Consider the following 14828-nt stretch of genomic DNA (forward strand, 5'->3'; position numbering starts at 1 on the left):
CAGCACACAAACCTGACAGGAACCGATGTCTGACGATTCGCGTCCCTCGCCGCCCGCCGCCTCCGCGACGGCCCGTACGGCGGTCGTGATCCCGGCCGCCGGCCGGGGGGTACGGCTCGGCCCGGGCGCCCCCAAGGCGCTCCGCGCGCTGGGCGGCACCCCCATGCTCATCCACGCCGTCCGCGCGATGGCCGCCTCCCGCGCCGTCTCCCTGGTCGTGGTCGTGGCCCCGCCCGACGGCGCCGCCGAGGTCAAGTCGCTGCTCGACGCGCACGCGCTGCCCGAGCGGACCGACTTCCTCGTCGTCCCCGGCGGGCAGAGCCGACAGGAGTCCGTGAAGCTGGGCCTGGACGCGCTGCCGCCGGGCCACGACATCGTGCTGGTGCACGACGCGGCCCGCCCGCTGGTCCCGGTCGACACGGTCGACGCCGTGATCGAGGCCGTACGCGACGGCGCCCCGGCCGTGGTCCCGGCGCTGCCGCTGGCCGACACGGTCAAGCAGGTCGAACCCGCGCGGGAGCCCGGCGAGCCGGAGCCGGTCGTCGCCACGCCGGAGCGCGCGCGGCTGCGGGCGGTGCAGACGCCGCAGGGCTTCGACCGGGCCACGCTGGTGCGGGCGCACGAGACGGTCACCGGGGACGTCACCGACGACGCCGGCATGGTCGAGCAGCTGGGCCTCACGGTCGTGGCCGTCCCCGGACACGAGGAGGCCTTCAAGGTCACCCGCCCCCTCGACCTGGTCCTCGCCGAGGCGGTCCTGGCCCGCAGGAGGCTCAACGATGGCTTCTGACGCCTTCCCGCTGCCCCAGGTCGGCATCGGCACCGACATCCACGCCTTCGAGGAGGGCCGCGACCTGTGGTGCGCCGGCCTGAAGTGGGAGGGCGAGGGCCCGGGCCTGGCGGGTCACTCCGACGCGGACGTCGTCGCCCACGCCGCGTGCAACGCGCTCTTCTCCGCCGCGGGCCTCGGCGACCTCGGGCAGCACTTCGGCACGGGCCGCCCCGAGTGGTCGGGCGCGTCCGGGGTCACGCTCCTCACCGAGGCGGCCCGGATCGTGCGCGAGGCGGGCTTCCGCATCGGCAACATCGCCGTCCAGGTGGTGGGCCCCCGGCCGAAGATCGGAAAGCGCCGGGACGAGGCGCAGAAGCTCCTGTCGGAGGCTGCCGGAGCCCCGGTGTCGGTGTCGGGGGCGACCACGGACGGCCTGGGCTTCCCGGGCCGCGAGGAGGGCCTGATGGCGGTGGCGACGGCCCTGGTGGTGCGCGCGGACCACGCCTGACGGGCCGGCCGGGGCCGCGCACTCCCCCCGGCCCACTACCCTAGGAACCGTGACCATTCGCCTGTACGACACCAGCGCCCGGCAGATCCGTGACTTCACCCCGCTCAAGCCGGGTTGTGTCTCGATCTACCTGTGTGGCGCCACCGTGCAGGCGGCCCCGCACATCGGGCACATCCGCTCCGGCCTGAACTTCGACATCATGCGCCGCTGGTTCGAGTACCGCGGCTACGACGTCACGTTCGTGCGGAACGTCACGGACATCGACGACAAGATCATCGCCAAGTCGGCCGACCAGAACCGCCCCTGGTGGGCCATCGGCTACGAGAACGAGCGGGCGTTCAACGACGGCTACCGCGCCCTCGGCTGCCTGCCCCCGACCTACGAGCCGCGCGCCACCGGCCACATCACCGAGATGGTCGAGATGATGCGCGGCCTCATCGAGCGCGGGCACGCCTACGTCGCCGACGGCAGCGTCTACTTCGACGTGCGCTCCTTCCCCGAGTACCTGGCGCTGTCCAACCAGGACATCGACGACCTGCGCCAGCCCGACGAGGGCGTCTCGGGCAAGCGCGACCCGCGCGACTTCGCCATGTGGAAGGCGGCCAAGCCGGGCGAGCCCGACTGGGAGACGCCCTGGGGCCGCGGCCGTCCCGGCTGGCACCTGGAGTGCTCGGCGATGGCCCACAAGTACCTGGGCTCCGCCTTCGACATCCACGGCGGCGGCCTCGACCTGGTCTTCCCGCACCACGAGAACGAGATCGCGCAGGCCAAGGCCTACGGCGACGACTTCGCCCAGTTCTGGGTGCACAACGCCTGGGTCACCATGAGCGGCGAGAAGATGTCGAAGTCGCTCGGCAACTCGGTCCTGGTCAGCGAGATGGTCAAGCGCTGGCGGCCCATCGTGCTGCGCTACTACCTCGGCACCCCGCACTACCGCTCGATGATCGAGTACAGCGAGGAGGCCCTGCGCGAGGCCGAGTCGGCGTTCGCGCGGATCGAGGGCTTCGTGCAGCGCGTGGTGGAGAAGGCCGGCGCCGTCGAGCCGGCGCGCGAGGTGCCGCTCGCCTTCGCCGAGGCCATGGACGACGACCTGGGCGTGCCGCAGGCCCTGGCCGTGGTGCACACCACGGTCCGGCAGGGCAACAGCGCGCTCGCCGCCGACGACAAGGAAGCCGCGGTGGCCCGGCTCGCCGAGGTCCGCGCGATGCTCGGCGTCCTCGGCCTCGACCCGCTGGACGCCCAGTGGGCCGGGGAGGGCGACCGCGGCGAGGACCTGCACGGCGTGGTGGACACGCTGGTGCGCATGGTCCTCGACCAGCGCGAGGCGGCCCGGGCCCGCAAGGACTGGCCGACCGCGGACGCCATCCGCGACCAGCTGGGCCAGTCCGGCCTGGTCATCGAGGACAGCCCGCAGGGCCCGCGCTGGAGCCTCGGCCCGCGCTAGCCCGGCCGCGGCCGGAAGATCGATTGTGCCGTCCGGGACTCCGGGCGGCACACTTCATAGACGTACGCAGTTCACCGCCTCACGGCGACAGCAGAGACAGGTAGGTCATGGCAGCCAACAACCGCCGCATGTCCGGCAAGAAGGGCGCGCAGGTCGGCAGTGGCGGCCAGCGGCGCAAGGGCCTGGAGGGCAAGGGCCCCACCCCGCCCGCCGAGATGCGCAAGGGACACAAGAAGAACCGGCTGGCGAACGCCAAGGCGCGCCAGACCTCGCGCCGCCCCGCGGCCCGCGGCCGCGGCGGCAAGTCGGCCTCCGAGCTGGTCGTCGGCCGCAACCCCGTCTACGAGGCCCTGCGCGAGGGCGTGCCCGCCTCGACGCTGTACGTGCAGCAGTTCATCGACAACGACGAGCGCGTGCGCGAGGCCCTGCAACTGGCCGCCGAGCGCGGCGGGATCAACCTCATGGAGGCCCCCCGCCCCGAGCTCGACCGGATGACGAACGGCCTCAACCACCAGGGCCTGGTACTCCAGGTCCCGCCGTACGAGTACGCGCACCCCGAGGACCTGCTCGACGCGGCCGCCGACGAGGGCGCCGACCCGCTGATCGTCGCGCTGGACGGCGTCACCGACCCGCGCAACCTGGGCGCGGTCGTGCGGTCCGTCTCCGCGTTCGGCGGGCACGGCGTCGTCGTACCCGAGCGGCGCGCCGCCGGGATGACGGCCGGTGCCTGGAAGACGTCCGCCGGTACGGCCGCCCGCACGCCCGTGGCCCGCGCCACCAACCTGACGCGCGCGCTGGAGGCGTACAAGAAGGCCGGTGTCGTGGTCGTCGGTCTCGCCGCCGACGGGGACGTCGAACTGACCGAGCTGGAGGCCCTGGAGGGCCCGGTCGCGATCGTCGTCGGCAGCGAGGGCAAGGGGTTGTCCCGGCTGGTCGGGGAGACCTGCGACTTCCGGGTGCGGATCCCGATGCCGGGCGGCGCCGAGTCGCTCAACGCCGGTGTGGCCGCGGGCATCGTGCTCTACGAGGCGGCCCGCCGACGCGCCTGAACAGGTGTGCGGCGGTTCACCTGTGCGGGGTGATTCCGGGGTCAGCCGGGCGACGAGGACAAGCTTGACGGGGTCCGGACAGATAGGGCGGGTCAAAGCAGTGTCCTAACCCGACGTCACTCGGTTAGATGAGTGTGGACACCAGAACACCCCGCACACCCACGGGGGACCGCTCGTCGGGACTCGACGACGCTCCCGCGCTGAGCATGGTGAAGGTGCCGAGCGACCCGGCGCAGGTCATCGTCAACCACGCGAGTTTCCGCGTGCAGTTGGGCGGATCGACGCGTCGCGTCCAGTCCCCCCGGGTCGCACGGCATCTGAACGCCACCGAGGACACCGCCCGCATCCCCGTCGCCACCGCCGGGAGCGCGGCGGACGGGGCCACCGCCCGGCGCCGGCCGGTCGTCTGGAGCGGCAGATCCGCGCCCGACGACACCGGCGCCCACCGGCTCCTGCAGGCCGTGCGGCACGAGAGCGTCCGGCACGCCGAGGAGCCCCCCGCCGACACGGGAGCCACCCAGGTCATCTCCCGCGTGGACGCCGGCCACGACGGCGCGGGCTACGCCACCGGATACGAGGCCGGCGGCTACGAGGACGAGCTCGTCCAGACCGTCGAGAGCCCCGTCGTCGGCCCCCAGCGCTCCCACGACCCCGCCGACGGCACCCGGCTGCTGCCCCCCATGCGCACGGTCGGCAGCGCCTACGACGAACCCGCCTACACCGACGGTGAGTTCGACGACCTCCCCGCCGAGGAGGACCCGGGCGAGCGGCGCCCCAGGCGCCACGGCGACGACCCGGCGCGGCACGCCTACTACCCGGGCCGCCGCATGAACCTCGGCGTCGTCCTGCTCCCGCTGCGCGTCTTCCTCGGCTTCATCTCCATCTACGCCGGCATGGGCAAGCTGTGCGACCCCCTCTACTTCGACGGCGGCGAGCGCGGCTCCATGGTGAAGTGGCTGAACACCCTGCACCCCTGGGAGGTCGCCGAGCCGCTGCGCCAGTTCGCCCTCGCTCACCCGGTGGGATCCGGCCTGGTCATCGCCTTCGCGCAGGTCATCGTCGGCGTCCTGACGGTCCTGGGCTGCTGGCAGCGCGTCGCCGCCGCCTTCGGCGCCCTGCTCTCCGCCGCCCTGCTGGTCACCGTCAGCTGGAAGAGCGTCCCGGCCTACGAGACGCCCGACATCATCTACCTCGCCGCCTGGTCCCCGCTGATCATCGCCGGTGCCCCCGTCTACTCCGTCGACGGACGCCTGGCCGGCAGCGCCTGGCGGCGCCTCGGTCCGCGCGCCGACATCTGGGACCTGCGCCGCTACGTGCTGCGCCGGGGAGCCTTGGTCACCGCCGTCACCGTCGGCCTCACCCTGCTCGTCGGCTCGCTGCTCGGCGGCGCCGTCCGTGACGCCGACCGGGTCGTCGTCCCGGGCCCCGGGGAGGCCCCCCGCAACGAGCTGCCCGGCTCCCCGCTCCCGGGCGAGCCCGGCAAGCGGAAGGAGAAGCGGACCCCGCCGGCCTCCTCCTCCTCGCCCACGCAGGGCGCGACGGCCGGCTCGGCCAGCCCCAGCGCGGGCACCACGACCCGGCCGGACGCCACCCGCGACACCGGCACGGTCACCGGCGGCTCCCCGAGCCAGACGCAGGGCACCGGGGGCCAGGCCCCGCCCCAGCAGTCCTCCCCGGTCGACCAGGCCCCGGCCACGACCTCCGGCCCGACGTCCGGCGGCAGCGCCACGGGCGGTTCGGGCTCGGCCGACGGCGGTGGCACGGGCGACGACGGCTCGTCGTCCACGGGCCGCCCGGGTCTGGTGGGCGGTCTGCTGGGCTAGCCGTCCCGCGCACGCGAGAAGGGCCCCGCACCACGAGGTGCGGGGCCCTTCCCGATGCCCGGGGGGGACTCGGGGGCGGCGGAGTCCCGGAGCTCTCGGCCGGGGCCCTCAGCGGCCCAGCGCCGCCAGCTCCTTGGCCGCCTCCGTCAGGTCCTTCGCCGTGTCGATGGCCCGCCAGTACGACCCCTGGGGAATCGTGAACCCGGCCAGGCGCCGCTCACGGGCCAGGTGCGGGAACGTCGTCCGCTCGTGGTCCCCGCGCTGCGGAAGCAGCCCCGCGAACGCGGGGGAGAAGACGTAGACACCCGCGTTGATCTCGAACGTCGAGGGCGGGGCCTCGATGAAGTCGGTGATGTGACCAAAGCCGTCGGTCTTCACCGCGCCCCACGGCAGCCGCGGGCGCGCGAGGGCCACCGTCGCGACCGCGTCGCGCTCGGCGTGGAAGTCCGCCATGTCCCGCAGCGAGAACCGCGTCCAGATGTCCCCGTTGGTGGCGTACCAGGGCCGGTCGGGGTGGGGGAGACGCGCCGCGGCGTACTTGAGGCCGCCGCCGCGGCCGAGGGGCTCGGGCTCGACGACGGTGGTGACGGACAGGGGCAGCTCGGCCGTCTCCAGCCACTTCTGGAGCACGTCGGCGAGGTGGCCGCAGGAGACGACGACGTCCGTCACGCCCTCCTCGGCGAGCCAGGACAGCTGATGGCCGATGATCGGAGTCCCCGTCCCGGGGATCTCGACCATCGGCTTGGGCCGGTCGTCGGTGTACGGACGCAGCCGGGAGCCCTGGCCGCCGGCCAGAACGACGGCTTGAACGGGGCGGGACGCGGCGTTCGGATCGCTCATGAGACCGAACTGTACGTGGCGTCCCGCCCGGGACGGCGGGGGGGAAGGAGGTCCCGCGCCGGCCGCTGCCGGCCTTCCGATCCGGTCACCCGGCGTCCGGCGCCGGGGCGGCGCGCTCAGCTGTGTGCCGCGGCGACACCTGTGGCGAAGGCCGTGTCGCAGACCGGGCGGGCATAGGACTGGGCGCGGGTCGGGCCGTAGACCCGGACGGCCGCCTCGCCGAGGGCGCGGGCGATGGACTTGCAGTGCTTCGCCAGCGACGGGCGGCCGTTGACGGCCTGCTGGAGGTGGGTGAGGGCGACGCCCGGGTTCTCCTCCTGCAGCTCGGTCAGCAGTCTGTCGCGCAGGACGTCCTGGGGGGCGCGCTTGGCGGCGCGGGAGGCCCCGGCGGACGTGGCGGTGTCCGCTGCGGTGAGCACCGGGTCGGTGGAGTGGCCCGACCAGTTGACTCGGGTGACCGCGAGGGTCCCGGAGAGCACCAGGACGACGGGCAGGACGAATGCGAGGGTGCGGCCGATCCGGCGGGCGGGGCCCCGGCCGCGTCGCGTCTGTGGGTTGTTGGAGTGCTTCACGCGTGTGAGGGTAGCGCCCCGTAGTGGTTTGTAGACATTTAGTCACCGGTTCGGGGGATGAGAGAGTGCCCCTTTCTGGGTAGAGGGTTGACGCACAACGCTCGAAACGTCCGGTCTGCCGGGGTATTTGTCGACAACGTCAAAGGCCCCGCGGCAGTTCGCGGGGCCCTTGACGTCAATCCGGATGATTCACCCGGGGTCGTGCGTGCGCCGGTTGATCAGTCGGACAGGCGCTCGCCGCTGGACGTGGAGAACACGTGGGTCTCACCGGAGCGCGGGACGACGCGCAGCTGGCTGCCCTTCTCCGGGACGTCGCGGCCGTTGACGCGGACGACGAGGTCCTTGGCGCCGTCGCCGAGCTTGGCGGTGCCGTAGACGTAGGCGTCGGCGCCGAGCTCCTCGACGACGTTGACGGTGACCGCGAGGCCCTGGTCGGACTCGGGGCCGGCCACGTCGAAGTGCTCGGGGCGGACGCCGACCGTCACGGTCTTGTCGCTGGTGGCGGCGAGCGCGTCACGCTGCACCGGCACGACCGAGTTGCCGAACTTCACGCCGCCGTCGGTGACCGGCACCTCGACCAGGTTCATGGCCGGGGAGCCGATGAAGCCGGCCACGAAGAGGTTGGCGGGCTTGTCGTACATGTTGCGCGGGGTGTCGATCTGCTGGAGCAGGCCGTCCTTGAGGACCGCCACGCGGTCGCCCATCGTCATGGCCTCGACCTGGTCATGGGTGACGTAGACGGTGGTGATGCCGAGGCGGCGCTGGAGGGACGCGATCTGCGTACGCGTCGACACGCGGAGCTTGGCGTCCAGGTTGGACAGCGGCTCGTCCATGAGGAACACCTGCGGCTCGCGCACGATGGCGCGGCCCATGGCGACACGCTGGCGCTGACCGCCGGAGAGGGCCTTCGGCTTGCGGTCCAGGTACTCGGTGAGGTCGAGGATCTTCGCGGCCTCCTCGACCTTCTGCCGGATCTCCGCCTTGTTGACGCCGGCGATCTTGAGCGCGAAGCCCATGTTGTCGGCGACGGTCATGTGCGGGTACAGCGCGTAGTTCTGGAACACCATGGCGATGTCCCGGTCCTTCGGCGGCAGGTGCGTGACGTCGCGGTCGCCGATGCGGATGGCGCCGGCGTTGACGTCCTCGAGCCCCGCGAGCATGCGGAGCGAGGTGGACTTGCCGCAACCGGACGGGCCGACGAGGACGAGGAACTCGCCGTCCTCGATGTCGATCTCCAGCGCGTCGACGGCGGGCTTGGTGGAACCCGGGTAGATCCGGGTCGCCTTGTCGAACTGCACAGTGGCCATGGTGAGTGAACCCCTTCTACCGGCAGGAACGTGCCGGACGATCCGAGTAGGAAGGCGGTGCCACGACGGTGTTCCGTTGTGGTGCAGCCCACGTGGGTGAGCTGGCTCAGGACGGTACCCGGCGTTCACACGTCTGTCAGTAGTTCCGGGCATGTGAACTTCGCGGAAACTTTCGATCCGCCCCGGCCCGGCCACCAACTCCGTGGCTCCGGGTAACGGCCTCTGTGTACAGTGGTGCCGCCTCGCGCGCGACGCCACAGCGCGCACGCCTCCTTAGCTCAGCTGGCCAGAGCAACGCACTTGTAATGCGTAGGTCGTCGGTTCGAATCCGACAGGGGGCTCTGCTGGAACCCCAGGTCAGATGTGCTCTGACCTGGGGTTTTGTTGTCAGCGGATCCGGCGGCGGCGTCGTGCGCGGGCCGCGCGGGTGTCGGCGGTCTCAGTTCTGGTCTCAGTGGGGCCCGGATTCGGGGCCGACTGAGGCGCTGGCGACGGTACGAAGAACTCGCCCATCCGCCGCATGGCGTCCTTCGAGAGGTGCGACCGGCCCTTGACGTATCGCCGGGTCTGGCTGATCCGGGTGTGCCGCAGGATCTCCATGATCGTGGGCATGTCGACGCCCAGCTCGTTCAGGATCGTGCCGGCGGTGTGGCGGCTCCCGTCGTACAGGCGGCGGTCGTCGATTCCGGCCTCCTTGAGCAGCTCCTTGAACTCCTCGTAGTCGGCACGCGGGTCCAGCGGCCGGCCGTCCGGCCTCGCGAACACGACGTCGTGCTCATGCCACAGCTCCCCGGCGGCTTGCCGTGCCGCTTCCTGCTGAGCCTTGTGGTCCTGCAGGAAGGAAATGAAGACGGGCGGGATCGGCACGGCGTTCCGGCTCTTCTTGGTCTTGGGCCGGGTGAAGGTGAGTCCGCCCCCTTTCCGCTGCGGGCAGGTGCTCGCGTGCTTGGTGCACGTCTTGGTGCACGGCTTCGGGCAGCCGCGCTTGTAGCTCTTGTGCGCGGTGCAGTCCGGCGGGCACGGCTCGAAGCGGTGCAGGCGTCCCCCACAGGCGTGCGGGTCGTCGCAGCCGTGCCGCCACGTGAGCCGCTGCAACTGCCACTCGGGGCGGAACAACTCCGCCTCCAGGTCGACGTATGTCCAGCGCAGCCCGAGCGGCTCGGACCAAGGAGGGTGGTCTGACGCCGATGTGCTACGAAGAACCGAGCGATACGCCGCTGGGATGATGTGAGGCGAGGGTCATCGATGTATGCACCGAGCCAGGCTGCAACGGAGCCTTCCGGCCCGGCGGGGGTGTTGCCCTGGCTCTTCGCCGTATCTTCCAGGGAAGTTCATGGGGGCTGGACTGCTGCGATACTCAATCACCCTCTCTGCTCGCCCGGTGTCAGTCTTGAATGTTGCACCCTCGGCGACCTCTGCGGAGGGGCGAGGACCCGTCCGCCATGCGTCTGCCAGGTCCCCGGCGCTCGGGGATGAGCTGATCCGGCTCCCGCTGCCTGGACGGTGGTGCGGGTTCGACTCAGGGCGGCGTGGGCCGCTGAGGCTGTGGATCAACCGCTTCGCCAACCTCAAGTTTCCCTCAGTAGATCTACTTTCTACGGACTGTCACAGCTGTCACGCTATATATTCCTCTCAGCCCGCCAATCCAGGCGGCAAGGGAGGGGAATCCACTTGCGTAGAGCACCGGTGCGACGCTTACTCGTTTCGGCCACAGTGTTGGCCCTCGGGGCAGCAATGACCGCTACTTCCTATGCGGTTGAGGAGCCGGTTGGTACACCTCCTGAGGAAGTCACGTCAGATCAAATTGTCACCCAGGAGACGAGCAGCACTGCGGTCGAGGGGCCTGTGATGTCGGCCCAAGAGATGGCCGCCGAGAGGGAGCTCAACGCTCTGCCAGAAGTGACGGGCGAGGGTGATGTAGGGACGCAGCGTTGCGACAATCCCTACAAGAAGTGGTACGCGCTTTCGGGTCGGAAGAAGAGCTATCACATCCCGTCCTGGTGGAACGGCACCTCATACAAGGATGGGCCGGGTGGGACGATGACGGTCGAGGTCACGAAATCCGGAAAGATCAGCCTTGAGGTGAGCGGGACCATCTCGGCCGAGGCCGGTGTTCTCCTCGCGAAGGCCAAGACGGAGTTTGGCGCCAAGGTGGTTGGCGAGCTCGGAATTGGAACGGGGCACAAGTACACCCAGCGCATCAGGAGCGGGTACTACGGGCACATGCGGTACGGCTCCTGGGGTGAGAAGTATAACTGGGTAAAGTACGAAACTAGTGCCAACCGCTGCGGCAAGAAGAAGCTTGGGTCCGGTAGCGTGAAGATGCCGACCAGGGAGGAAGGGTGGCGTTACTGGGAAACGCGGACATGATCTACGGAAAGTGGTTCACGCGCCGCGGTGCTACCCTCCTCGTCCCGATCCTGTCTGCTGCCTTCCTCGTTGGATGCAGTGGCGAGTCTGAGGATAATGGCGGGCCGTCAAAGAGTCCCAAACCCAGCGCTTCCCCCTCTGCGACAAGTGACCAGAGGAAGGTTCTCGAGAAGCGGGCGGAAGAGGCGCTAGGGATTGTAGAAATCGACGAACTTGGCGACCTGTTCGTACAGTCGGGATTGGAGCGCGTAAGCGACGGAATCCACCACCGCCCGGTCCTGTCGAGCGGCAAGTCCTACACGCTTGCTGTTGTCTGCTCAGGGGCAGGGGAGGTCCGCCTCACTGTGACCATGAAACGCCCAGAGCGGCAGACCGTGGCATGCGACAGTGTCCCGGTCCGTCAACGTATTATGGATGTCACGGCGCAAATCGAGATCGATGTCGATGGACTTGCGGGATCATCTGGAATCGTTGGTTGGCGGATCGATGAACTAGCCAAGTAGGCATCAGGGACGACTGCGCTCCGCATCAGATACTCTGCTGCGGAGCGCAGTTGCCTGCACGGGGGAGAACCGCATACGTGAATCCTGCCGAGCGTATACATGTGACATTTGCGGAGTGATCCCGGGCCCTTGCTGCTCCTAGGGCTAAGCCGTTCTGCAACAGGGCCGTAGCCGTCGGCACGGGCCTGATGTTTTGGGCGTCTCGGCCGCCCGGACTGGTTCGCGACCGTAGCCACTCGTCCTGGTCTCAATCCTGGTCTCAATCCTGGTCTCAATGTGCCCTGATTCCACTGACGTCCGTTGGTGTCTGAAGCCGGAAGACCTGCCTGAGCGGCGATGTCTCACGCTTCGCGAACTCCGGCGGACACCACCGGATCAAGATCCGACAACTTGTGATGCGTAGGTCGTCGGTTCGAATCCGACAGGGGGCTCTCTCACTGCCCAGGCCGGAGCTTTCCGGGCCTGGGCTTTTGGTTCAGGTGGTGGGCCATGCCCAGGTGGGTGGGGTCGAGGGGGCGTTCGTCCTCGATGTCCCACAGGGCGTTCTGCAGGAGGCGGCCGAGGGTCCAGGCGTGGGCGCGGGGGCGGTCCAGGGCGAGGATGTCGGTCATGGCGTCGAAGCGCCAGCGGACGTCGTCCGGGTCGTAGCGGTTGGCGAGGGCCGGCCAGAGTTCGAAGCCGGGGTCGCCCGCCAGGGGCTTGGGATCGATGGCGAGCCAGGGGGCGCGGTCGGAGGCCAGGACGTTCTCGTCGTGCAGGTCCCAGTGCAGGAGACGGTCGCCCGGTTCGTCGACGACCTCGCGTACGGCGGCCGCGCAGTCGGCGACGAGGCGCCTGGACTCCGGGTCGGGGATGCGGGTGAGGGCCCAGGGGGTCCGGTCGAGCATGTCGTGGGCGATGTCGCCGAGGCGGCGCAGGCCGGGCGGCGCCGGGGAGGCGGTGAGGTGGGCCAGGAGCTCGGCGATGGTGACGACGGCCTGGTGGGGGTCGGGCACGTGGGAGAGCATCCGGGTCTCGTCGAGGCGCTCCAGCAGCATGGTGCCGGTGGTCTCGTCGTGGTCGAGGAGGCGGACGGCCCCGTCGCCGTCCCAGAAGCGCAGGGCGACCGGTTCGCCCTCGCTCTCCTCGTCGAGGACCTGGAGCTTGAGGACCGCGGGCGCACCGTCCCGGCCGCGGACCGGCAGGACCAGGGCGGACGCGCCGTGCATGGGCGGTCCGTCGGGTGTCAGGGCCCAGTGGCCGAGGAAGTGGGCCGTCCGGTCCGGCAGGGCGGCGATGAAGGCGCGGCCCGCCTCCCCGTTGTACTTCTCCTGTGCCACGGCCAGTTCCCGGGGAATCTCGATCACGTCCGGCACGGTAGTGGGGCGCCCCCGGGGCGTCATGTGGATTTCGAGGGGCGGCCGTGCCGGGCCGGACGGGACGCCGGGTCAGGGTTCGAGGACCACCTTTCCGACCGTCCCCCGATTCTCCAGCGCGCGGTGCGCCGCCGCGGCCCCGGCGAGGGGAAAGCGCTGCACGGCCGGGGTGAGCCGGCCCGCGGCGGCCTCGGCGAGGGCGCGCAGTTCGAGGGTGCGCACCGGGTCGGGGCCGCCCGCCCTGTTCAGCATCACGGGGCCGAGGACCTGCTCCGACACCCCTTCGACCAGGTAGGGCCCGCCCTCCCGGATGCCCTCGCCGGACCAGCCGAAGACGATGTGCCGGCCGCCGGGGCCGAGCAGCGCGACGGTCTCGCGGGCCACCTCGCCGCCCACGCCGTCGAAGACGACGGTGGCGGTCCGGCCGCCGAGGTGGGCGCGGACCTTCCCGGGCCACTGCGGGTCCGTGTAGTCGACGGCGAGGTCGGCGCCGCCCGCCCGCACCCGGGCGGCCTTCTCCGGCCCGCCCGCCAGCCCGACGACGGTGGCCCCGGCGTTCCTGGCGTACTGCACGAGGAGGGTGCCGATGCCCCCGGCGGCCGCCGGGACGATCGCGACCGAGTCCGGGCCGAGCTCGGCGAACTGCACGATCCCCATCACCGTACGGCCGGTGCCGATCATGGCGACGGCCTCGGCGAAGTCCAGGTTCCCGGGGATCTCGTGCAGGCGTCCGGCGTCGGTGACGGCCAGCTCGGCGTAGCCGCCGGGGACGAAGCCCAGGTGGGCCACGACCCGTTTGCCGAGCCAGCCCGGGTCGGCCCCGGCGCCCAGGGACTCCACGACGCCGGCGACCTCACGGCCGGGGATGGTGGGCAGGACCGCCGGCTCGTTGGCCGGGCCGCCCGGCATGCCCTCGCGCAGTGCCGCGTCCAGGAGGTGGACGCCCGCCGCCCGTACGGCGATCCGGACCTGGCCGGGGCCCGGCCGGGGGTCCTCGACCTCCTCGTGGACGAGGTTCTCGGCCGGGCCGAAGGCGTGCAGGCGGATGGCGTGCATGGCGGGCTCCTCTTGTGGTCGGGATCTGCGCGCCAAGCCTGCGACCTCAAGCTTGCTTGAGGTCAAGCTCGCGCCGGCCGAGGGCCAGGGACACCGCCGTCAGGGCGCTGTTGAAGGACACCTCCGACAGCACACCGGGGGCCGCGACCTGGTCGCCGGCGAGGTAGACACCGTCGCCCCGGTCCACGGCCGGCCGGTCCCGCCAGCTGGTGCCGGGCGGGTCGACCGCGCCCGTCCGCCCGTTCGCCACGGCCTCGCGCCGCCAGGTGACGCGGTCGCGCCAGCCCGGGAAGCCCAGGTCGAGCAACTGCTCGGCGCGGGCGGTGCCGTCGGCCTTCGTCTCGTGCGGGGCGATCGGGACCTGGCCCTGGATCAGCTGCTCGCCCGCCGGGGCCAGGGTGCGGTCCTGGGCGGTGAACCGTTCCAGCCAGCCGGGCGCGTCCAGGTCCGAGACCACGAAGGCGTCCCCGCGGCGGGTGCGGACGGCCAGGTCGACCAGGACGGTACGACCGCTCGGCCAGGTCAGGGAGGCGTCGCCGAGCAGGCGCCGGGCGGCGTCGAGGGAGGTCGCGACGACCACGGGCGTGTCGGTGGGGAGCGTGTCGACGCGGGACGTCGTCTCCATCCGGACGCCCAGGTTCCAGGCGCGGGCGGCCATCCGGTCGATGACGCTCGCCCAGCCGCCGCGGGGGTAGTGCGCCTCGGGCGGCAGCTTGGTGGCGCGCCGCAGCCGCTCCTGCACGAACGCCGCCGACAGGGAGCCGGGGTCGTGGTGGAACAGGGCGACCGCGGAGTAGTGGGCGGCGGCCCGGGCGCCCTCCTCGCCCGCGATGCCGGCCGCCCAGGTGAGGAAGTCGGCGTCGACGGGCGCCTGCGCGGCGGTCCGGCGCAGCAGCTTCAGCATCGCGAAGGGCGGGGTGCGGCGCAGTACGCCCTGGTGGCGCAGCCGGAGGCGGGCCGCCTCCAGGGGCGGGAGCGGGGCGAGCGGGCCGATGAGGCCGCGCTGCTTGAGCCAGGCCCAGTGCGGGCCGCCGTTGTAGAGGGCGTGCGGCCCCTCGTTGGTGCGGTAGGGGCCCTCGGCGGTGCGGGCCCGGCCGCCGAGGGTGTGGTGGGCCTCGTGGACGGTGACCTTGGCGCCGGCCTCGGCGGCGGTGATGGCCGCGGTCAGTCCGGCGAAGCCGCCGCCGATGACGGTGATGCGGTGCATGACTGGGCGTCTCCCTCGGGTC

At 71.5% G+C, this 14828-nt stretch carries 13 protein-coding genes, 1 tRNA gene and 1 pseudogene; 8 read left to right on the plus strand and 7 right to left on the minus strand.

Annotated features, from left to right (window positions below; all coding sequences use genetic code 11):
* Nucleotides 1-25: 25 nt before the first annotated feature.
* The 5 genes from ispD (at nucleotide 26) to AC07DA_RS00550 (ending at nucleotide 5596) form a co-directional block, all read left to right on the plus strand.
* A complete protein-coding gene (gene ispD / locus AC07DA_RS00530) occupies nucleotides 26-790 on the plus strand; it encodes a 2-C-methyl-D-erythritol 4-phosphate cytidylyltransferase (RefSeq protein ID WP_479123197.1) in 765 nt (254 codons plus the stop codon).
* The gene (gene ispF, locus AC07DA_RS00535; RefSeq protein WP_479123199.1) at nucleotides 780-1280 is read left to right on the plus strand and encodes a 2-C-methyl-D-erythritol 2,4-cyclodiphosphate synthase; all 501 of its coding nucleotides are present in this window, start codon (nucleotides 780-782) and stop codon (nucleotides 1278-1280) included. Before ispD ends, ispF begins: the two co-directional genes overlap by 11 nt.
* Before the next feature lie 49 nt (nucleotides 1281-1329).
* Nucleotides 1330-2724: a cysteine--tRNA ligase gene (gene cysS / locus AC07DA_RS00540; RefSeq protein WP_479123200.1), complete on the plus strand. Its 1395-nt coding sequence runs from the start codon at nucleotides 1330-1332 to the stop codon at nucleotides 2722-2724.
* Nucleotides 2725-2831: 107 nt separating this feature from the next.
* Complete coding sequence (gene rlmB, locus AC07DA_RS00545) at nucleotides 2832-3773, plus strand: 23S rRNA (guanosine(2251)-2'-O)-methyltransferase RlmB (RefSeq protein WP_094055622.1); 942 nt, start codon at nucleotides 2832-2834, stop codon at nucleotides 3771-3773.
* 128 nt (nucleotides 3774-3901) lie between these two features.
* The gene (locus tag AC07DA_RS00550) at nucleotides 3902-5596 is read left to right on the plus strand and encodes a DoxX family protein (RefSeq protein WP_479123203.1); all 1695 of its coding nucleotides are present in this window, start codon (nucleotides 3902-3904) and stop codon (nucleotides 5594-5596) included.
* A 108-nt stretch (nucleotides 5597-5704) separates the two neighbouring features.
* Here AC07DA_RS00550 and AC07DA_RS00555 read toward each other — a convergent pair whose 3' ends face one another.
* From AC07DA_RS00555 to AC07DA_RS00565, 3 genes are all read right to left on the minus strand, one after another.
* The gene (locus AC07DA_RS00555) at nucleotides 5705-6436 is read right to left on the minus strand and encodes a nucleotidyltransferase family protein (protein WP_479123204.1); all 732 of its coding nucleotides are present in this window, start codon (nucleotides 6434-6436) and stop codon (nucleotides 5705-5707) included.
* 116 nt (nucleotides 6437-6552) lie between these two features.
* The gene (locus AC07DA_RS00560) at nucleotides 6553-7008 is read right to left on the minus strand and encodes a hypothetical protein (RefSeq protein ID WP_479123205.1); all 456 of its coding nucleotides are present in this window, start codon (nucleotides 7006-7008) and stop codon (nucleotides 6553-6555) included.
* 218 nt (nucleotides 7009-7226) lie between these two features.
* The gene (locus AC07DA_RS00565) at nucleotides 7227-8315 is read right to left on the minus strand and encodes an ABC transporter ATP-binding protein (RefSeq protein ID WP_479123206.1); all 1089 of its coding nucleotides are present in this window, start codon (nucleotides 8313-8315) and stop codon (nucleotides 7227-7229) included.
* 267 nt (nucleotides 8316-8582) lie between these two features.
* Between AC07DA_RS00565 and AC07DA_RS00570 the strand changes: the two genes are divergently transcribed.
* Nucleotides 8583-8656, plus strand: a tRNA-Thr gene (locus tag AC07DA_RS00570).
* Between the two features lie 46 nt (nucleotides 8657-8702).
* Here the strand turns inward: AC07DA_RS00570 and AC07DA_RS00575 are convergent.
* Nucleotides 8703-9476 (minus strand): annotated as a pseudogene (locus AC07DA_RS00575) (tyrosine-type recombinase/integrase); the annotation flags it as partial.
* Nucleotides 9477-10049: 573 nt separating this feature from the next.
* On the opposite strand from AC07DA_RS00575, the gene AC07DA_RS00580 reads away from it, so the two are divergent.
* Nucleotides 10050-10685: a hypothetical protein gene (locus AC07DA_RS00580; RefSeq protein WP_423522398.1), complete on the plus strand. Its 636-nt coding sequence runs from the start codon at nucleotides 10050-10052 to the stop codon at nucleotides 10683-10685.
* Nucleotides 10682-11188, plus strand: a complete 507-nt coding sequence (locus AC07DA_RS00585; protein WP_479123208.1) for a hypothetical protein — start codon at nucleotides 10682-10684, stop codon at nucleotides 11186-11188. The genes AC07DA_RS00580 and AC07DA_RS00585 overlap by 4 nt, the downstream gene beginning before the upstream one ends.
* 434 nt (nucleotides 11189-11622) lie before the next feature.
* On the opposite strand, the gene AC07DA_RS00590 is transcribed toward AC07DA_RS00585, so the two are convergent.
* The 3 genes from AC07DA_RS00590 to AC07DA_RS00600 are packed head-to-tail and all read right to left on the minus strand — an operon-like array spanning nucleotide 11623 to nucleotide 14806.
* Nucleotides 11623-12570, minus strand: a complete 948-nt coding sequence (locus tag AC07DA_RS00590) for an aminoglycoside phosphotransferase family protein (protein WP_479123210.1) — start codon at nucleotides 12568-12570, stop codon at nucleotides 11623-11625.
* 45 nt (nucleotides 12571-12615) lie between these two features.
* Complete coding sequence (locus AC07DA_RS00595) at nucleotides 12616-13599, minus strand: zinc-binding dehydrogenase (protein ID WP_479123212.1); 984 nt, start codon at nucleotides 13597-13599, stop codon at nucleotides 12616-12618.
* A gap of 46 nt (nucleotides 13600-13645) precedes the next feature.
* Nucleotides 13646-14806, minus strand: coding sequence for an FAD-dependent oxidoreductase (locus AC07DA_RS00600; RefSeq protein WP_479123214.1), 1161 nt, complete (start codon nucleotides 14804-14806; stop codon nucleotides 13646-13648).
* Between the last annotated feature and the right edge of the window lie 22 nt (nucleotides 14807-14828).

It is taken from the genome of Streptomyces sp. NPDC044921, assembly GCF_056432865.1.